Origin of the sequence: Halomonas sp. 707B3 (assembly GCF_024158645.1) — a bacterium.
Lineage (GTDB): Bacteria > Pseudomonadota > Gammaproteobacteria > Pseudomonadales > Halomonadaceae > Vreelandella > Vreelandella lionensis.
Map to the genome: position 1 here is coordinate 1 of NZ_JAMZBE010000072.1, position 18,650 is coordinate 18,650.

General features: G+C 53.6%; 15 protein-coding genes and 4 tRNA genes. 15 read left to right on the plus strand and 4 right to left on the minus strand.

The genetic code is table 11. The features are described from left to right. Positions 1-948: dihydroorotase (gene pyrC, locus BIS10_RS10820; RefSeq protein WP_253505240.1), on the plus strand; the 948-nt coding region annotated here is incomplete at its 5' end. 74 nt (positions 949-1,022) lie between these two features. Here the strand turns inward: pyrC and mtnN are convergent. Together mtnN and folD are read right to left on the minus strand one after the other, a co-directional pair. Further along, a complete protein-coding gene (gene mtnN / locus BIS10_RS10825) occupies positions 1,023-1,733 on the minus strand; it encodes a 5'-methylthioadenosine/S-adenosylhomocysteine nucleosidase (protein WP_044630550.1) in 711 nt (236 codons plus the stop codon). A gap of 53 nt (positions 1,734-1,786) precedes the next feature. Continuing rightward, positions 1,787-2,647 (minus strand): bifunctional methylenetetrahydrofolate dehydrogenase/methenyltetrahydrofolate cyclohydrolase FolD, encoded by an 861-nt coding sequence (folD, locus tag BIS10_RS10830; RefSeq protein ID WP_253505243.1) that lies wholly within the window; start codon positions 2,645-2,647, stop codon positions 1,787-1,789. Positions 2,648-2,858: 211 nt separating this feature from the next. On the opposite strand from folD, the gene BIS10_RS10835 reads away from it, so the two are divergent. From BIS10_RS10835 to BIS10_RS10850, 4 genes are all read left to right on the plus strand, one after another. Then, positions 2,859-2,935: transfer RNA gene (locus BIS10_RS10835), tRNA-Pro, on the plus strand. Positions 2,936-3,023: 88 nt separating this feature from the next. Next, positions 3,024-3,100: transfer RNA gene (locus BIS10_RS10840), tRNA-Arg, on the plus strand. A 62-nt stretch (positions 3,101-3,162) separates the two neighbouring features. After that, positions 3,163-3,237 (plus strand) — tRNA-His (locus BIS10_RS10845). Positions 3,238-3,270: 33 nt separating this feature from the next. Next, positions 3,271-3,345, plus strand: a tRNA-His gene (locus BIS10_RS10850). Between the two features lie 118 nt (positions 3,346-3,463). On the opposite strand, the gene amt is transcribed toward BIS10_RS10850, so the two are convergent. Next, the gene (gene amt / locus BIS10_RS10855) at positions 3,464-6,838 is read right to left on the minus strand and encodes an ammonium transporter (protein ID WP_253505246.1); all 3,375 of its coding nucleotides are present in this window, start codon (positions 6,836-6,838) and stop codon (positions 3,464-3,466) included. A gap of 336 nt (positions 6,839-7,174) precedes the next feature. Between amt and BIS10_RS10860 the strand changes: the two genes are divergently transcribed. The 4 genes from BIS10_RS10860 (at position 7,175) to BIS10_RS10875 (ending at position 11,314) form a co-directional block, all read left to right on the plus strand. Next, complete coding sequence (locus BIS10_RS10860; RefSeq protein ID WP_083025935.1) at positions 7,175-8,416, plus strand: FAD-binding oxidoreductase; 1,242 nt, start codon at positions 7,175-7,177, stop codon at positions 8,414-8,416. Between the two features lie 144 nt (positions 8,417-8,560). Then, positions 8,561-8,728 (plus strand): putative motility protein, encoded by a 168-nt coding sequence (locus tag BIS10_RS10865; protein ID WP_243470608.1) that lies wholly within the window; start codon positions 8,561-8,563, stop codon positions 8,726-8,728. A gap of 179 nt (positions 8,729-8,907) precedes the next feature. Next, positions 8,908-10,497, plus strand: a complete 1,590-nt coding sequence (locus tag BIS10_RS10870; RefSeq protein ID WP_083025931.1) for a peptide chain release factor 3 — start codon at positions 8,908-8,910, stop codon at positions 10,495-10,497. 19 nt (positions 10,498-10,516) lie between these two features. Continuing rightward, complete coding sequence (locus BIS10_RS10875) at positions 10,517-11,314, plus strand: TatD family hydrolase (RefSeq protein WP_253505249.1); 798 nt, start codon at positions 10,517-10,519, stop codon at positions 11,312-11,314. A 2-nt stretch (positions 11,315-11,316) separates the two neighbouring features. Here BIS10_RS10875 and BIS10_RS10880 read toward each other — a convergent pair whose 3' ends face one another. Continuing rightward, complete coding sequence (locus BIS10_RS10880; RefSeq protein WP_253505252.1) at positions 11,317-12,267, minus strand: folate-binding protein YgfZ; 951 nt, start codon at positions 12,265-12,267, stop codon at positions 11,317-11,319. 189 nt (positions 12,268-12,456) lie between these two features. On the opposite strand from BIS10_RS10880, the gene BIS10_RS10885 reads away from it, so the two are divergent. The 6 genes from BIS10_RS10885 to BIS10_RS10910 form a co-directional block, all read left to right on the plus strand. Continuing rightward, positions 12,457-12,654 carry a hypothetical protein gene (locus tag BIS10_RS10885; RefSeq protein WP_044630087.1) on the plus strand — a complete coding sequence of 66 codons (198 nt, stop codon included), beginning with the start codon at positions 12,457-12,459 and terminating at the stop codon, positions 12,652-12,654. Next, on the plus strand, positions 12,654-13,061 hold the full coding sequence (locus BIS10_RS10890; RefSeq protein ID WP_044630086.1) for an OsmC family protein: 408 nt from the start codon (positions 12,654-12,656) through the stop codon (positions 13,059-13,061). The genes BIS10_RS10885 and BIS10_RS10890 overlap by 1 nt, the downstream gene beginning before the upstream one ends. Positions 13,062-13,086: 25 nt before the next feature. Continuing rightward, a complete protein-coding gene (uvrB, locus tag BIS10_RS10895) occupies positions 13,087-15,111 on the plus strand; it encodes an excinuclease ABC subunit UvrB (RefSeq protein WP_253505255.1) in 2,025 nt (674 codons plus the stop codon). Positions 15,112-15,114: 3 nt separating this feature from the next. Further along, positions 15,115-15,939, plus strand: coding sequence for an endonuclease VIII (gene nei, locus BIS10_RS10900; RefSeq protein ID WP_253505257.1), 825 nt, complete (start codon positions 15,115-15,117; stop codon positions 15,937-15,939). A 180-nt stretch (positions 15,940-16,119) separates the two neighbouring features. After that, positions 16,120-17,625, plus strand: a complete 1,506-nt coding sequence (locus BIS10_RS10905; RefSeq protein WP_058577954.1) for a fumarate hydratase — start codon at positions 16,120-16,122, stop codon at positions 17,623-17,625. Positions 17,626-17,737: 112 nt separating this feature from the next. Next, positions 17,738-18,650 (plus strand): phospholipase D-like domain-containing protein (locus BIS10_RS10910; RefSeq protein WP_253505260.1); only part of this gene is annotated, 913 nt, incomplete at its 3' end.

Here is an 18,650-nt window from a genome sequence, read left to right on the forward strand (position 1 = left end):
GCGCAAATGGGGCGCGCTATTATTATGCCTAACCTGAAACCGCCGGTGACGACGACAGAGCAGGCAATAGCATATCGCGAGCGAATCCTGGCAGCGCTACCAGAGGGCAGTGCGTTTGAGCCTTTGATGGTGCTTTATCTGACGGATACGACGCCACCTGAAGAAATTAAGCGCGCGGTAGAAAGCGGTATTGTTAAAGCCGTGAAGCTCTATCCAGCAGGGGCGACGACCAACTCTGCGTCAGGTGTGACGGATATTGCTCACTGTGACGCCACGATTGCTATGATGGCCAAGCTGGGCATGCCGTTATTGGTGCATGGAGAAGTCACTGATCACGAGATCGATATTTTCGATCGGGAAGCGATGTTTATTGAGCGGGTGATGAAACCGCTGCTGGCGCGTCATCCTAGTTTGAAAGTGGTATTCGAGCACATTACCACTCAGCAGGCCGCTGAGTTTGTGGCCAGCGCCTCCGATAACGTAGCGGCGACTATCACCGCTCACCATTTGCTGTTCAATCGCAACAAAATGTTAGCGGGCGGCATTCGTCCTCACTACTACTGCTTGCCTATTCTCAAGCGTGAACAGCACCGCCAAGCCCTGCTGAAAGCGGCGACCAGCGGTAGCCCGAAATTCTTTTTAGGCACGGATAGCGCACCCCACGCGAAAGGCGATAAAGAGTCGAGCTGCGGCTGTGCTGGTGCGTATACCGCTCCCGCTGCCATCGAGCTATACGCGACGGCGTTCGAAGAGATGCAGGCGCTGGATAAGCTAGAAGCGTTTGCTAGCCTGCACGGCCCACGCTTCTACGGCTTGGCGCCGAATACGGATACGGTAACCCTTGAGCGCCGTCAATGGGTATTGCCGGAGAGTTACCCCTACGCATCGGGACAAACCATTGTGCCCCTGCTGGCAGGTGAAACACTGCAATGGGCGATGAAAAAGTAACGCGCTGTATAAGTCTCAACGAAAACGGAGCCATTAAGGCTCCGTTTTCGTTAGTGCAGTTAGGCCGATGACACTTACTTAGTTTCGCCCAGGGCGATGAGCATCTGATCCACCATCCGTGATGAGTGGTCGGCGGCAATATCGAGGAACTGCTCGAAAGAGAGGTGGTTGTCGCCACTGCCAGGGATGTCAGAGAGGGCGCGAATGACGACAAACGGGCAGTCATAGAGGTAGCAAGTTTGGGCAATCGCAGCGCCCTCCATTTCCACTGCCAGCATGGTGGGAAATTGGGCGCGTGTGGTGGCTACCCGCTCGGGGTCGGCCATAAAAGCATCGCCAGTGGCAATCATCCCTTCGCGTACGTTTACCTCGCCAAGCGCTGCAATCGCGCCGCGAGCGATGTCGCGCAAACGGCTATCCGCATGATAGGCAGCCGGCATGCCTGGTACTTGGCCTAGCTCATAGCCAAATACCACTGCATCGACATCGTGGTGGCGAACTTCATCGGAAATGATAACGTCGCCAATGGCTAAGTCGGTGGCAAACCCGCCAGCTGAGCCAGTATTGATGATCGCATCCGGCTGATGGCGCTCTAATAAAATCGCCGTGCCAACCGCCGCGTTCACTTTTCCAATACCCGATTGCAGAATGATTACTTCCAAGCCGTGGCGCGTACCGGTATGAAATACAAATCCGGCGTGCTCGTAGCGCTCGGCATTATCAAGCTGCCCCGCTAAAATATTCACTTCCTGCGCCATTGCGCCAATAATTCCAATCCGTTGCACTGTCGCATTCTCCGTCGTAATTCGTGAGGTTTAATTGTTGAAACGCTCAGTGCTTAATGCTGCTGATCGTGTCGTTCGGCGGCTTCAAGAGTGTTTTCCAGCAACGTGGCAACAGTCATGGGACCAACGCCACCCGGTACGGGAGTGATATAGCTGGCGCGCTCTGCAGCCGCAGCAAAGTCGACGTCACCGACGAGGGTACCGTCATCTTGACGGTTAATGCCGACATCAATCACCACGGCGCCTGGTTTGATCCATTCGCCCTTCACAATGCCGGGCTTGCCAACGGCAACAACGACTAAATCTGCACGGCTGACATGGCCGGCTAAATCCTGGGTGAAACGGTGGCATACCGTAGTGGTGCAGCCTGCCAGCATTAGCTCAAGTGCCATCGGGCGTCCAACGATGTTAGAAGCTCCCACAATGGTGGCGTCCATGCCGCGTACCGCGATACCGCTTTGCGCCAGCATGGTCATAATGCCTTTTGGCGTACAGGGGCGTAGTGAAGGTAAGCGCTGGGCCAGGCGGCCAAGGTTATAAGGGTGAAAACCATCGACATCTTTGTCAGGGCGGATGCGTTCCAGAATTGGCCGAGCGTCGAGGTGGGCGGGCAGAGGGAGCTGAACCAGAATGCCATCCACAGTTGCGTCGTTATTCAACTCATCGACCAATGCCTCTAACGCTTCCTGGGTGGTGTCCGCTGGCAGGGCATGTTGATAAGAGAGAATGCCAGCCTGCTCACATGCGCGATGTTTATTGCTTACGTACACATGAGAGGCTGGATCTTCGCCGACCACAACAACGGCTAGTCCGGGTGCACGAGCGCCAGCTTGCTGACGTGCGGTAATTTTCTCGGCAACGCGTTGACGGACATTAGCGGCGATGGCTTTACCATCGATGAGTTGGGCGGTCATGTAATGAGATCCCTATGAAGGTTGAAAAGCAAAGCAAACTGACAAGCGCTGGTGGCAGAACGCGCTTTTAAGGGGGGCAATTTTCGCATGGTAGGGCGGCAAGGCAAAGCGCCTATCGAATCAATCACTTTAAGTGTTGACTTTAAAATTAGAAATAGTAATATATGCCTCGCTTGAGACGGGACACGCAGCAACGTCTAAGGTAAGAAATCGGGATGTAGCGCAGTCTGGTAGCGCGCCTGCTTTGGGAGCAGGATGTCGGGGGTTCGAATCCCTCCATCCCGACCACGTACCTAGCACGGAAGGTGTTAGTCTGCTTCTCCAAACTTTGGTTGTGGTCAAGTGCTCATCAGTATTCACTCTGGATACACTATGTGCGCCCATAGCTCAACCGGATAGAGCAACGGCCTTCTAAGCCGTAGGTTGCGGGTTCGAGTCCTGCTGGGCGTGCCAATCAAATACTTTTCAGTGTTTGTTCTCCAGTTGGGTATTCTCAAGTTTGCTTTTTGTCAGTGGTGGATGTAGCTCAGTGGTAGAGCCCCGGATTGTGGCTCCGGTGGTCGTGGGTTCGATCCCCATCATCCACCCCATTGACAAGGCAGCATTAAAAGTTTCAGGTTGTGGTGGATGTAGCTCAGTGGTAGAGTCCCGGATTGTGGCTCCGGTGGTCGTGGGTTCGATCCCCATCATCCACCCCATTAACCTGTAATTTACTCTCTTATATCTCCTCTTCTTTTACAAAGCTCTCCAGCGTTTCTGCTGGTTAAATAAGCATTTCTTTTTGGCTTTTTTAGCCCTTGTCTGTTTTATACCCCTCTATCGCGGCATCACTTTAATCTGGTTACCTGCTGTAGCGGTAATAGGCTCCGGTTTGCCCAGCAAATACCCCTGTGCATAGTCAATTCCTAATGAACGCAGCTTGTCCAGCGTTGCTTGATTCTCTACGTATTCGGCAACTGTATCGATATTGAGCGCTTTGCCAACGGCGTGAATCGCCTCTACCATGGCGCTATCAATCGGATCGTGGTGGATATTGCGGATAAAATTGCCATCAATCTTCAAATAGTCGACTGATAGCTGTTTTAAGTAGCTGAAAGAGGAGAGTCCGGTGCCAAAGTCGTCCAGCGCGAATCGGCAGCCGAGTGCTTTCAGCGCTTGAATCAGTTCGCTCACCTTTGAAAGCTGCGCAATAGCCGCACTTTCAGTAATTTCAAAACATAAGGTGCCTTCAGGTAACCCGGCGCGACGTACCTGCTGTACCAACTCCTGACAAAAATCGCTGTCTGATAGCGAATCCCCAGATAAATTAATACCCCAGTGGCCTATGGTATGGTTCTCCGCGCAGCGATAACGGTCACCCAACCACGCCAACGTGTTGCGAACCACCCAGCGATCAATTCTGACCATAAAGTGATAGCGTTCGGCGGCGGGTAGAAAACTGCCGGGTGTAATGAGTATGCCGTTCTCCTCCAAACGCAGTAAAATTTCCCGATAGCCCGGCCCGTTGCCGCATACGGCGCTAATCGGTTGCGCGTAAAGTCGAAAGGCGTCGTTATCTAGGGCATTTTGTAGCCGCTGAACCCACTGCAGTTCGCCGTGACGTTCTAGCAGCAGGTGGTCGTTAGGTTGATAGCAGTGAATGCGGTTGCGACCAGCCTCTTTGGCGGTGTAGCAAGCTGCATCGGCTGCGTGTAGTGTATCAGATAAGCGTCTGGGATGTTCCTTGTCGATCGCTACCAAGCCAATACTGACGCCAATACCAAACGTGTGCCCCTGCCAAGCAAAGCGAAAGTGATCAATGTCTCGGCGTACGGCTTCACAAATAATCTTGGCCTTTTCTAGTGGGCAGTCAGGTAGCACCAGGGCAAACTCATCGCCCCCCAGGCGGGCAACCGTATCGCTATTGCGCACATGGGCTTTGAGCTTCATGGAAACTTGGCGAAGCAGTTCGTCTCCTGCTAAATGACCACAGGTATCGTTAACGATTTTGAACTGATCTAAGTCTAGATAGCAGAGCACATGATGATGCTTCGTTTGGGCAAGCAATTTAGTGAGCAGCGTCTCGAACGCGCGCCTGTTCAGGAGTCCGGTAAGGTTGTCATGGGTGGCTTGGTAGTTAAGCTGCTCTGATAGCTTGCGCGTCAGACTCACGTCTTGAAACACCACAACGGCCCCCAGCGTGATGCCACCGCGGGAACGGATAGGGGCGGCGCTATGCTGAATGGGATAGCGTTTGCTGGTGCGATGAACAAGCTGGCAGTGCTCGCTGTAATGAACCGCTCGGTGCTGGGTGAGCACTTGGCGGGCAGGGTTGTTGATCGGTTCATCGCTTAGCTCGTCACGTAGTTGATAAACCGTCTGGATAGGCTTATTGGTGACTTCTTGAAGCGGCCAACCGGTTAATCGTTCGGCTTCCGCGTTCATAAACGTGATGTTGCCGCTGGCGTCGCAGGTAATAACGCCGTCGCCAATGGAAGCCAGCGTGGTACGGGCGAGGTCGCGCTCACGGTTCAGTTGCTCTTGAAGCTGTTTGCGCTCGGTAATATCGCGCACCATTCCCGAACACTCTGAGACTGAACCAGCGGCTCCTTCGCTTACCTGAATTTCTAGGTAGCGTACCTGCTGATCATCCGTACGCAGTTTGATTTCATGCAGCGCCCCAGGCGCAAGCGGTTTATTAGGCAGTAGCGTACTGACAGGCTGGCCAATCAACTGCTCCGCATTAACACCAAAGAGGGCTTCCGCTCCTGGGTTTAGGCCGGTCAGCGTTCCGTCGGCTTGCCAGGTAATCACTCCGTCGCGAAGATTGCGTAACATCACCCGGGTGTGACCTACCGCGCGTTCAAGCGCCGCAGATACGCGGTTGTAGCTTGCTGCAATTTCCCCGACCTCGGTAAATGGGTCGGCATCAATGCGTTGGCGCATATCCCCCTGTTTTTCGTGCTGGCGCATATGCTCCAGAAGCTGATGAAGCTCATTTTGAGCCCCGTGTTCTGCTAGGTTAAGCCCCATTTTTTCCGCATCTTTGGAGACGCGAAGGGGTAAAAAACGCCTCGTGATACGAAATAGCAGCCAAGCAGTCCCAAAACTCCATAGGCCGCACACCACCACGCCCAGTAGTTGCACCGTGAATTGATCAAAACGGCTAAGCGAGGTACCTAATTTATTTAGATCTGCCAGCCAGGGTAGGGCCAGGGTGCCCCATAGGCCGGTCACCAAGTGTGCGGGGATGGCTCCCACTGCATCATCAATGCGCCGTTTTAATAGCCATTCGCTTGCCAGCACCATGAGTACGCCGCTAACGCCTCCCATTAAAAAGGCGGCTGGTAAGGAAAGCGCATGAGCGCCAGCGGTGACGGCGACCAAACCTGCAATTGCGCCGTTAATGGCGTACATCACATCCGCATAGCGGCGCACCCGCCAACCAACCAGCATGGCGGATAAGATGCCGCCTACGGCGCCCAACATGGTATTCGCGATAATGCCAGGCACCGAGCTATTCAATGCCAGCGTGCTACCACCATTAAAGCCGAACCAGCCCAGTACCATAAAAAGGGCACCCAGCATGGCAAGCGGTAAATTTCCAGCAGGAAACGCAGTAGGGGGCTTGTCTACTTGAAAGCGCCCCTCACGAGGGCCTATCACCAGCACAGCGGCTAACGCGACCCAGCCGCCTACGCTATGCACCACGGTGGCCCCGGCAAAATCAATAAACCCCAGCGCCGCTAGCCAGCCTGGCGTTCCGCCCAGCAGGCCGCCCCATGCCCAGTGGCCAAATACCGGGTAAATCAGTAGTGCAATCCAGAAGGCCGTCCATAAATAGCCAAGGAACGGCATCCGCTCGGCGACTGCGCCAGCCACGATGGTAGCTGCCGTTGCGCAAAACATGGCTTGAAAAATAAATACAGTGACAAGCCAGGTGTCGGTCGACTCCAGTTCCCATCCAAACAGTGAGCTACCCATCCAGCCTGATTGGGAAGTTCCAAACATCACCCCAAAACCGACCAGCCAAAAGACACTGACGGCAATGGCAAAATCCGCTAGGTTTTTCATAGCGACGTTAATGGCATTTTTTGTTCGTGTGGTGCCCGCTTCCAGGCAAAGAAAACCAGCCTGCATGACGAAAACCAGCGCAGCTGCCCACAGTACCCAAAGCATATCGATGAGTGTTGTATCAAAGCTGTCGGTCATTGGCGTGATCCTTGTGCTGATCTGGTGCAAGGTGAACACTGACATGGTGCATTGTTAGGAAAGATGTCTTCTATTAATGCCGCGCTGTGGCTTCTGTCGCGGAAGGTTTCTGGGGTGTTAAACGCAGTGTTAACTGAGATTAAGCAAATGTTATGCCGTGCTTAGCAAAGTCATCCTTAATTAAGCTTTTTGCGTCATAAAAGACTAAAAAAATGTCTAAAAATAGTGTTTATAACTGTGCAAAAGCTGTTTGATTGGTGATATTTTTCAATATGTTACTTGTGTGATTAACAGCATATGGCTGGGCAAACAATAGAGCGAGAGGAGTGCATCATAATGGCGCGTCAAACGGTGGTTTTAGGAGCAGGCATGGTGGGTGTCAGTATTGCTTGGCAGCTGCAAAAGCGTGGCTATCAAGTAACGCTGGTGGATCGCCGCCAGCCTGGACGCGAAACCTCGTTTGGAAACGCGGGCATTATCCAGCGTGAAGCAGTTAGGCCTTATCCGTTTCCCCGTGATATGAAAACGATATTGAGTGTGCTTCCAAACCGTCGGGTCGATATCCGTTACCGGCCTGCCGGTATGGTCAATGCGGCCTCGCCACTGCTGAGTTACTGGCACCACTCTTCGTCACGGCTCTACAAAAAAATCGTGCCTGAGTACGCCTCGTTAATTCAGCTCTGTTTGGACGCCCACGCGCCGATGATTGAGGCCGCTGGTGCTGAGCATCTAGTGCGTAAGGAAGGGTGGCTTGAAATCTATCGCACGCCGGAAAAGCTCGCTAAGCGAGTTAAAGAGGCTGAAGAAGCCCGCGAGCTTTACGGCGTACAGTTCACCGTTCTTGATCGCGAAGCGCTGAGTGAGAAGGAGCCGCAGCTAGGCAATAAAATCATCGGTGCTATTCACTGGCTAGACCCCTGGACAGTCGCTGACCCGGGTGGCTTGGTGGCTGCCTATGCGGCGTCTTTTGAAGCGATGGGCGGACAACTGGTACAAGCGGACATCACTGGTGTCACTCAGCAAAATGATCACTGGAAAGTGACGACCAGTGCGGAGTCGTTTGAGGCTGATCAAGTTGTCATGGCCCTTGGCCCCTGGGCTGGCCAATGGATGAAGCCGCTGGGTTACCACTTCCCCACGTTTGTGAAACGTGGCTACCACATGCACTACGCGACACAGCCAATGGCCAAATTAAACTACTGGTTGATGGACGCCGAGATCGGTTATTTGCTGGCACCGATGAATGCAGGTGTGCGGCTGACGACGGGGGCAGAGCTAGACCGCCTTGAATCTCCCGCGGATGAAGAGCAGCTGGGCGCTGCCGAAAAAGTGGCGCGGACAATTTTCCCGCTAGGTGAGCGAAAAGATAGCGCGGCGTGGAAAGGCGCACGGCCTTGCTTGCCAGATATGAAGCCCGTCATTGGCCCAGCGCCGCGCCATGCGGGTCTATGGTTAGCCTTCGGGCATGGCCATCAGGGCTTTACCCTAGGTCCCGCTACTGGCCAGCTGTTGGTTGATATGATGGAAGAAAAGCCAACAGCAATCGACATGACTCCCTTTCGAGCAGATCGATTTTAAACGGAGCGCCTCACCCTGTTACATAATGGAAAGTGACAAATGTGGCTTAGTCAGGTTGGGTTTGCTACGCTGAATAAGTCACTCAATAGATTGAGGTGCAGTATGGATGTAGCTGCGAGCAATGCAGTTAGTACAGCGCTATATATGAATCAAGCGCAAACCGCTGAACAGGCGCAAATGCAAATGTTCCGACAAGCTCTTGATATGCAGGCTGAGCAAATCACCGAGGTGCTGGCTTCTTCAGATGCTGGTGCTCAGCAAAATTTGGCGCAAGAAGGCAGTGTGGGTACTCAGGTAAACACTTACGCCTAATTCTTGTGGTAAAAGCACTCAAACGCCGACTCTGTCGGCGTTTTTTATATCTACAGAAAAAGCTCTCTGCACGTGGTGGTATGCCGTTGAAGGCGAGTTGCGTTACCATAGGCACACACAACGCCGAAGGTTTGGCGCTACGTTTTAAGTCATCACGTTGTACCATCTTAGAGAACTCCATGTCTGACGCCCAATTAGCGCGCGAAGCTGAGCTACGCCGTACCTTTGCGATTATTTCGCACCCTGATGCCGGTAAAACCACTATTACAGAAAAGATGCTGCTGTTCGGGAATGCGATTCAGCTAGCGGGTTCTGTGAAAAGTAAACGCAATGATCGTCATGCTACGTCTGACTGGATGAAGATGGAGCAAGAGCGCGGCATCTCGGTGACCACGTCGGTGATGCAGTTCCCCTATGGTGGGCGTATCGTCAACCTACTGGATACGCCGGGGCACGAAGACTTCTCTGAAGACACCTACCGCACGCTGACGGCGGTTGATTCCGCGCTGATGGTCATCGACGGCGCGAAAGGCGTCGAGGATCGCACCATCAAACTGATGGAAGTGTGTCGTCTGCGCACCACGCCTATCCTCACGTTTATCAACAAAATGGACCGCGATATCCGCGATCCTATTGAAGTGATGGACGAAGTAGAAACAGTATTGAACATCCAATGTGCGCCCATGACATGGCCCATAGGCATGGGGCGTCACTTTAAAGGGGTTTACCACCTCTATAATGATGTTATTCATCTCTATACCCAAGGTCAGGGCAGTCGCATTCCTGATGACAAGCGTATTGAGGGGCTAGATAACCCAGAAGTTGACGCCGTGCTAGGTGAAGAGCAGGCGGAAGAGCTGCGTATGGAAGTAGACTTAGTGCGAGGTGCTTCCCATGAGTTTGACTTGGAAGCCTACCGTCGTGGTGAGCTAACGCCGGTCTATTTTGGTACCGCTATGGGTAACTTCGGTGTGCGTGAGATGCTAGACGGCTTTGTCGAGCACGCGCCGGCTCCGCAGCCCCGCGAAACTGATACGCGCGAAGTGACCGCCCATGATAATCGCTTCACCGGTTTCGTATTTAAAATTCAGGCCAATATGGACCCGAATCACCGGGACCGTATCGCCTTCCTACGGGTGTGTTCCGGCAAGTACGAAAAGAACATGAAAATGCGCCATGTGCGCATTGGTAAAGACGTCAAAATCGCTGACGCCCTGACCTTTATGGCCTCAGACCGCTCTCAAGTGGAAGAAGCATGGCCGGGCGATATTATTGGCCTGCATAACCACGGCACTATTCAAATTGGTGATACGTTCACCGTGGGTGAAGATATGCGCTTTACCGGCATTCCTCACTTTGCGCCTGAACTTTTCAAGCGCGTGCGCCTGAAAGATCCGCTCAAGATGAAAGCGCTACAGAAAGGCCTGCAGCAGCTGTCGGAAGAGGGCGCCACTCAGGTCTTTATGCCGATGGATAACAACGACCTGATCCTAGGGGCGGTTGGTACGCTGCAGTTTGATGTTGTCGCTCACCGCTTGAAGGAAGAGTATAAGGTCGACTGCATTTATGAAGGCGTTAACGTGCAAACCGCCCGCTGGGTGTATTGCAACGATGCCAAAATGCTTGAAGAGTTTAAGCGCAAGGCCAGTACTAACCTCGCCATTGATGGCGGCGGTTACCTGACCTATATCGCGCCTACCCGGGTTAACCTGCAAATGACCCAGGAGCGCTGGCCGGATATTCGCTTCCAGCCTACCCGCGAGCATTAAACGTCTTAAAGAGAGCAATATGCTGATAGACGCCCACTGCCATTTGGATGTTGCGGAGTTCGATACGGATCGTGATGCCGTGATCGACGCCGCCCAGGCAGTGGGCGTTTGCCGTTTTATTGTACCTGCCACGGTGCGTGCGCGTTGGCAAAACGTACTAGCGCTGGGTGAGCGTGACGATGTCAGCATCTGCTTAGGGCTTCACCCGTACTTCATTGAGCAGCACCAGCCAAATGATTTGAAAGCGCTCGAAACCCTCATACTTCAGCAGCTTGCTGGCGCTTACCCAGCCCGGCCAGTCGCCATTGGCGAATGCGGTATTGATGGTCGCTTTACGGATAGCCTGAATAAGCAATGGCACTACTTTGATGAGCAGTTAAACATCGCTAAACGCTGCAAGCTGCCTGTGGTGGTGCACTGCGTTAAGGCAAATGATACGGTCAGCAAGCGGCTTCGTCAGCAAGCGCTGCCAGGCGCCGGGCTCGTTCACGCCTTTTCCGGTTCTTACGAGCAGGCCGTCAAGTTTTTGGACCTTGGTTATGTGCTGGGGCTGGGCGGCGCGGTGACCTATGAGCGCGCTCAAAAGTTACGCCGTGTGGTGGCAAAACTACCCGATGATGGGTTTGTGCTGGAAACCGACAGCCCCGATATGCCGTTAAGCGGTTATCAGGGCCAGCGGAATGAGCCTTCTCGGGTAATGCTGGTGGCTCAGGAGGTGGCGAGGCTGCGTCGGCAATCTTTTGATACCGTGGCAGCGCTGAGCAGTGACAACGCCGCACGAGTATTTAAGTTAACAGGCGATGAGACCAATTCCTGACCTCAAGCAAGCTGAGCCGCGATCTGCTCTGGGTCCAAGCGCTCAATGGGGTAGGGCATCTCATACAGCGTGATAGGCTGCTGTTGACAATAAACTGCTAAATTCTCTTCCATGACCTTGGTATTCATCACCGCTAGCAATTCTACCTGCTGCTCGCCGCTAAATGCGCTGCTGACCACTTCTCCCAACGTCTTACCGTTGTCATCAAGCAGCGACTCGCCAATCTCAGGAAGGGTGGCCGCATTAACGCTAGCGTGAACTAAGCGTTTTTTCACCTGGCCACGAAAGTGAGCGCGGGCGACGACTTCTTGGCCTGTATAGCACCCTTTTTTAAAGCTAATGCCGCCTAATGCTTCCCAGTTCAGCATTTGGGGGAGAAAGTGATCCTGCTGTTTAGCGGTAAGCCAAGCAAGACCGCTGCGAATATCTGCAAGCTGCCACTCGTTGTGTAATGCATCATCACTGTTGACGAGGTCGCTGGCATCCTCTTCAAACATCAACAGCCAACGGGGTTTGCCGGGCATCCGCAACGCCGTTCCCTTTGAACTGGTAGTGTGGGTATAAGGTTGGTCGGGCAGCGTGATGTCTAGTTGATTGGCAAGCGTATCTGCAGGCTCGCTGGCGCCTGCAAACGTGACGCTGCCTACCACTGAAAGCTCTGCTTTATAGAAAGCGGCAAATTTTTTCAGATGGGTGAGCAGTCCGTCCGCAAGAGAGGCATCTAGTACCAAGCGGAAATGGTCGCTGCCGAGCCTCAATAACTGCCCATTGGCCAACATGCGCCCTTTAGGGGTGCAGAAGCAGGTGAGCGGTGCGAAAGTGCCATTCGCCAAACCCACCTGTGCGCTAGTTTGGCCCTGTAAGAATTTCTCCGCATCGGCCCCTTGAATATCGAGCGCGGCATACTGGGTCAAACGTACGGCGCTGGGGGGCTGCGTGTTCGCGGTGGCCATAGTCACTCCTGGGCGTAGTCAGTGAGATGTGTCAGTAAAGCGTGCTTGTAAAAGTGTGGGCAGGATAGGCAGATTGCAAGGCCTTGGGAGCATGCTAGACTCTTTATCCTGTATCAGGTTTGCATAGGTAATCTCCTGTATACAGTCCCGTTGTATGTGAGTTGACAATTATTCAGCAAAGGACGCGGCATGGCAGTTCAATCATTAAGCTTTCAAGGCGTCACTACCGCCGAACAAGTTAACAAAATCACCACCGCACTGATGATGCTTGACGGCGTCGATAGCGCCGAAGTGGGGCGCTATGGGGCGGAAGTGGAAGGTCGTGCTAAGCGAGAAGCGCTAATTAAAGCGGTTGAAAAACTTAATCTTCGCATCAAGGTATCGTAATGCATCCGCCTATCGTGGTGATTAGCGAACGAAATAGCGTTTTTCGTCAGCGTATCGAGGTAAGTGGTATGGAAGATCTCTATGCCGACGTACCCACTGCGGTGGGGGGCGATGATAGTGCCCCGGACCCCCACGACTATTTCGATATCGCGTTGGGAACCTGTAAGGCCATTACGGTCCAAATGTACGCCAAGCGCAAACAGTGGCCACTGGAAGGCATCACCGTCAAGGTTCAGCGTGACGACAGCGAAGAGCGCAAAGGCGTTTATAAGCTGGATGTGACGTTAGAATTGCATGGCATCAGCGATCCAGAACAGCGAGCAAAGCTGGAAGACATTAGCCACCGCTGTCCGATTCAGCGCCTGATGACCCAGGCAACGATAGAGATAGCGACCCATACCGCGTAGGCCTACTTCCTCAACAGGAGCAACGATGAGCAAGGAATTTCGTCTGCAGTCAAAATTTCAGCCTGCGGGCGACCAGCCTGCGGCCATACGCGGGTTGATCAGTGGTTTGGAATCCGGGCTTGCCCATCAAACGCTGCTCGGGGTCACCGGTTCAGGTAAAACCTTCACCATGGCCAATGTGGTGCAGCAACTTCAGCGGCCCACCATCGTGATGGCGCCGAACAAAACCCTGGCGGCACAGCTGTACGGCGAATTTAAATCGTTTTTCCCCGATAACGCTGTTGAGTACTTCGTCTCCTACTACGACTACTACCAGCCCGAGGCCTATGTGCCCTCGTCAGATACGTTTATTGAGAAGGATGCCTCAATCAATGACCATATTGAGCAGATGCGTCTTTCCGCTACGAAAGCGTTACTGGAGCGCCGTGATGCGCTAATCGTGGTATCCGTATCGGCGATCTACGGCTTGGGTGATCCAGACCAATACCTGAAGATGCGGCTGCACTTCACTCGTGGTGAGCTGATTGACCAACGCGCCTTCCTACGCCGCTTGGCAGAGCTGCAGTACACCCGCAACGATATGGATTTCCGCCGCGGTACTTACCGCGTGCGCGGCGACGTGATTGATATCTTCCCGGCGGATTCGGATGAGGAAGCGGTGCGCGTTGAGCTTTTCGACGACGAAATCGATTCTATCCGTTTATTTGACCCGCTCACTGGCGATGTGCGCGGGCAAGTCCCAAGGATGACGATTTACCCAAAATCCCACTACGTGACGCCTCGTGAGACCATTCTAGAAGCCATCGACTCCATCAAAGCAGAGCTCAAAGAGCGCTTGGAGTGGCTGCGTAAGCACGAGCGTTTAGTAGAGGCCCAGCGGCTTGAGCAGCGTACGCTTTACGATATTGAGATGATGCTGGAGCTGGGGTACTGCAACGGTATTGAAAACTACTCTCGCTACCTCTCTGGCCGTGCTCCTGGCGAGCCACCGCCCACGTTTTTTGATTACCTGCCGGATGATGCGCTGCTGTTTATCGATGAGTCACACGTGAGCGTGCCCCAAGTAGGTGGGATGTACAAAGGCGACCGTTCTCGTAAAGAGACACTGGTCGAGTATGGTTTCCGCCTGCCGTCAGCGTTGGATAACCGCCCCATGAAGTTTGAGGAGTGGGAAGCTATCTCGCCACAAACGATCTTCGTATCCGCCACGCCAGGCAATTATGAAGCTGAGCACGCAAGCCAGATCGTCGAACAAGTCGTTCGGCCGACAGGGCTGTTGGATCCGCAAATTGAAGTACGCCCGGCCAGCACGCAAGTCGATGATCTGCTGTCGGAGATTGGTTTGCGAACAGCGGTAGGAGAGCGGGTGCTCGTTACTACTTTAACCAAGCGCATGGCAGAAGACCTGACTGATTACCTTGATGAGCACGGTATTCGCGTGCGCTATTTACATTCCGATATTGATACGGTCGAGCGGGTGGAAATTATCCGTGACCTACGCCTGGGCAAGTTTGACGTGCTGGTGGGCATCAACTTGCTACGGGAGGGGTTGGATATTCCTGAAGTCTCTTTGGTGGCGATTCTGGATGCCGATAAAGAGGGTTTCCTGCGCGCCGAACGCTCGTTAATTCAAACCATTGGTCGTGCAGCGCGTAACGCCAATGGTAAAGCGATTTTATATGGCGACCGCATTACGGATTCCATGCGGAAAGCAATTGATGAGACCGAGCGTCGGCGCCATAAACAGATGGCGCATAACGAGAAGCACGGCATTACCCCCACGACGGTTACCCGCTCGGTTGCAGATATCCTAGAAGCCGCGCAGACACCAGGTAAGAAGAGCAGTCGGCGTAAGGGCAATGAGCGTAAGGTGGCCGAGCCTGAAGGTGGTTACGATGTGGCTGCCATGAGTAAGCAAGACTTGCTCACGGCCATTAGTAAGCTTGAAGATGCCATGTTTGAAGCGGCTCAAAACCTCGAGTTTGAAGAAGCGGCGCGGTTGCGCGACCAGCTCCATCAAATGAAAGAGAAGCAGCTGGCGCTAGGATAAGCGATGCCTGAAGGTCCAGAGATTCGCCGCGCAGCGGATCGCATTGAAAAACAGATTGGCGGTAAAGTGCTGGATGATGTGTGGTTTGCCTTTCCAGAGCTCGCTAGCCAAGCAGGTTCGCTAATCGGTGTGAAAGTGGTGGCCGTGGATACCTGGGGCAAGGCCATGCTGATTCGGTTTGCCGATAAGCGGGTGCTTTACTCTCACAATCAGCTATACGGCGTGTGGAAATTGCATGCAGAAGATAATCTGCCTAGCACGTCGCGCTCCTTGCGTGTTCGGCTAGTGGCAGAAGGGCGTGCCGCCAGTTTGTACAGCGCCTCGGATATATCGCTTTGGGAAGAGTCGTCGCTGGCGCATCACCCCTTTCTTGCTCGATTGGGCCCCGATTTGCTCAGCCAACAGGTCAGCTCAGGTGATGTGAAGCAGCGGCTACTAATGCCTGAGTTTAAGCGTAGAAGCCTAGGGACACTGCTTTTGGATCAGGGGCTGGTGGCAGGCTTAGGCAACTACTTGCGCTCGGAGATTCTATTCTTTTCCCAACTGCACCCTAAGCAGCGGCCTAGCGATCTTACCGACGAGCAGTTAAGTACGCTGTCATCGCATATTGTCGAGATTACCCGAACCGCTTACCGAACGGCGGGGGTGACCAATCAGGAAGCTTGGATTGAACAAGCCATTGCCTCTGGCGAGCCTCGCCGCCAATGGCTGTTCAGCGTATTTGAGCGCGCCGGACTCTCGTGCCATCGTTGCGGCAGTGTGATTGAGCGCATGATGGTCGGGTCTCGGCGGCTATACGCCTGCCCGCAATGCCAGCCTTCTCCTTAGGATAAGTTTATACCGTTATCTTGATGACTATGTTTAAACAATCAGACCAAAGCGCTACGTAACAGCAAGCGGTTACTCGGTGCATTGGCTGCCGCGTGAGTCTCAATACGGTATACTTCCCGCACACTTAGACGGCCGCGAAGGCTGCAGCCAAGACGATAACCGAGGAGCTGTTAATCCATGACCGTGATTCGCCAGGACGACGTGATCCAAAGCGTTGCCGATGCTCTGCAGTACATCTCTTACTACCACCCGAAAGATTTCATCGATGCGATGGCCGCCGCTTACGAGCGTGAAGAGAACCCCGCCGCAAAGGATGCCATTGCTCAAATTTTGATTAACTCACGTATGTGCGCAACAGGGCACCGCCCAATTTGCCAGGATACCGGCATCGTGACCGTATTCGTTCACGTGGGTATGAACGTCACATGGGACGCCGAGTTAAGCCTCGACGACATGATTAACGAAGGCGTGCGTCGTGCCTATCAACTTCCGGATAACGTATTACGTGCCTCGGTTCTTGCTGACCCGGATGGCAAGCGTCAGAACACCAAAGACAACACACCCGCCATCATCCACCACAAAATTGTGCCGGGCGATAAGGTCGATATCCATGTGGCGGCGAAGGGCGGCGGTAGCGAAGCGAAATCGAAGTTTGCCATGCTCAACCCTTCCGATAGCGTGGTCGACTGGGTGATGGAACAGCTCCCCAAAATGGGCGCTGGTTGGTGCCCGCCGGGTATGCTCGGCATTGGTATTGGCGGTACCGCTGAAAAAGCGATGGAAATTGCCAAAGAAGCGCTGCTTGATCCTATCGATATCCAAGAGTTGCAGGCGCGCGGTGCCAGCAACCGTGCCGAAGAGCTGCGCCTTGAGCTGTTCGATAAGGTGAACAAAAGCGGTATTGGTGCCCAGGGCCTAGGTGGCCTGACCACGGTACTGGATATCAAAGTCAAAGATTACCCGACCCACGCTGCCAACAAGCCAGTGGCGATTATTCCCAACTGTGCAGCTACCCGCCATGCGCATTTCACGCTGGATGGTTCTGGCCCTGTGGCCTTGCCTGCTCCGAAGCTGGAAGACTGGCCAGAGATTACCCGTGAAACGGGCGATAACGTCAAGCGTGTCAATTTAGACACTGTCACGCCTGAAGAAGTCAAAACCTGGCAGCCCGGCGATACGCTGCTGTTAAACGGCAAACTGCTGACGGGCCGCGACGCTGCCCACAAGCGCATGGTGGATATGATCGCCAAAGGCGAGCCGCTGCCGGTCGATATGAAAGGGCGCTTTATCTACTACGTTGGCCCAGTCGACCCTGTAGGCAATGAAGTGGTTGGCCCTGCAGGCCCCACCACGGCTACGCGGATGGATAAGTTCACTCGGACGATGCTGGAAGAGACTGGTTTGCTAGGCATGGTCGGCAAAGCAGAGCGCGGCCAAGCTGCCATTGAAGCGATCCGTGACAACCAAGCGGTGTATCTCATGGCGGTGGGTGGCTCTGCTTATCTGGTTGCCCAAGCGATCAAAAAGTCACGCGTGGTGGGCTTTGAAGACCTGGGAATGGAAGCCATCTACGAATTTGAGGTGGAGGACATGCCGGTCACGGTCGCGGTAGATAGCCAAGGCACCTCTGTTCACCAGACAGGCCCGGCTAAATGGAAAGAAATTATTGCCGAAAAAGCATGATACGCTGAGGTGATATAGGCGTTGCTTAACCACAGGAGCCCCGTTCTAACGGGGCTCCTGTGTATGGGGTAGTCAGAAATAACAGGTCCTAACGGATGGTGAGGAATAGCGAATGACCTCTTGGTTGCTAGGGACAGGGATCATGCTGATTCACGTGCTGGGAATGATCTCGGCGGTGATGGCATTAATGTCGAGCCGTACGTCACAGGGTGCAGTGGCGTGGATTATCTCACTGCTAACCTTTCCCTATGCGGCGGTGCCAGCGTACTGGCTGTTTGGCAGGCCACGTTTTTATGGGTATGTCACGGCTAGAGGCGCCAGGGATTCGGTGTTGCGCCGAGTGCTTGTTCGCTATCGACATAACGTAAAGCCGCATGTGGCTATTTCCGACAATACCGATATTCAAGCGGTTGAGCAGTTGGCCATGATGCCACTGACGAAAGGCAATAGCACCGAGCTGTTAATTGATGGCGATGCCACTTTTGACAGCCTGTTTGCAGGCATTAATCAAGCGCAGGATTATCTACTGATCCAGTTCTTTATCGTTCGCGATGATGAGCTTGGGCGGCAGTTGCTGCAGCATTTAATAGCGGCGGTTAAACGCGGTGTGCGTGTCTACTTCCTATATGACGAAATTGGTAGCCGCAAGCTTAACGAGGGTTATTTAAAAGAGTTGAGTGAGAGTGGGGTAGAAGTAAGCCCTTTCCGTTCGTCTCGTGGGCTTAAACATCGCTTTCAACTTAATTTCCGCAACCATCGCAAAATCGCTGTTGTCGACGGTAAGCAAGGGTGGATCGGCGGCTTCAATGTAGGCAACGAGTATCTGGGCAAGAGTGCGAAACATGGCCCTTGGCGCGATACTCACTTAAAAGTACAAGGCCCCTGTGTGCTAGGCCTGCAAGAAGCCTTCTGGGAAGATTGGCACTGGGCGACAGGCGCCGTGATTACGTTAAACTGGCACGCTGAAAGCCACCCACAGCAAGACCAGCAGGTGGTCATTGTGCCTTCCGGCCCAGCCGATAAAC

Coding starts and splice junctions, on each gene's coding strand:
- folD (WP_253505243.1), bottom strand. CDS start 2,647: ATGACCGCCCAACTCATCGATGGTAAAGCCATCGCCGCTAATGTCCGT.
- amt (WP_253505246.1), bottom strand. CDS start 6,838: ATGACCGACAGCTTTGATACAACACTCATCGATATGCTTTGGGTACTG.
- BIS10_RS10860 (WP_083025935.1), top strand. CDS start 7,175: ATGGCGCGTCAAACGGTGGTTTTAGGAGCAGGCATGGTGGGTGTCAGT.
- BIS10_RS10865 (WP_243470608.1), top strand. CDS start 8,561: ATGAATCAAGCGCAAACCGCTGAACAGGCGCAAATGCAAATGTTCCGA.
- BIS10_RS10870 (WP_083025931.1), top strand. CDS start 8,908: ATGTCTGACGCCCAATTAGCGCGCGAAGCTGAGCTACGCCGTACCTTT.
- BIS10_RS10875 (WP_253505249.1), top strand. CDS start 10,517: ATGCTGATAGACGCCCACTGCCATTTGGATGTTGCGGAGTTCGATACG.
- BIS10_RS10880 (WP_253505252.1), bottom strand. CDS start 12,267: ATGGCCACCGCGAACACGCAGCCCCCCAGCGCCGTACGTTTGACCCAG.
- BIS10_RS10885 (WP_044630087.1), top strand. CDS start 12,457: ATGGCAGTTCAATCATTAAGCTTTCAAGGCGTCACTACCGCCGAACAA.
- BIS10_RS10890 (WP_044630086.1), top strand. CDS start 12,654: ATGCATCCGCCTATCGTGGTGATTAGCGAACGAAATAGCGTTTTTCGT.
- uvrB (WP_253505255.1), top strand. CDS start 13,087: ATGAGCAAGGAATTTCGTCTGCAGTCAAAATTTCAGCCTGCGGGCGAC.
- nei (WP_253505257.1), top strand. CDS start 15,115: ATGCCTGAAGGTCCAGAGATTCGCCGCGCAGCGGATCGCATTGAAAAA.
- BIS10_RS10905 (WP_058577954.1), top strand. CDS start 16,120: ATGACCGTGATTCGCCAGGACGACGTGATCCAAAGCGTTGCCGATGCT.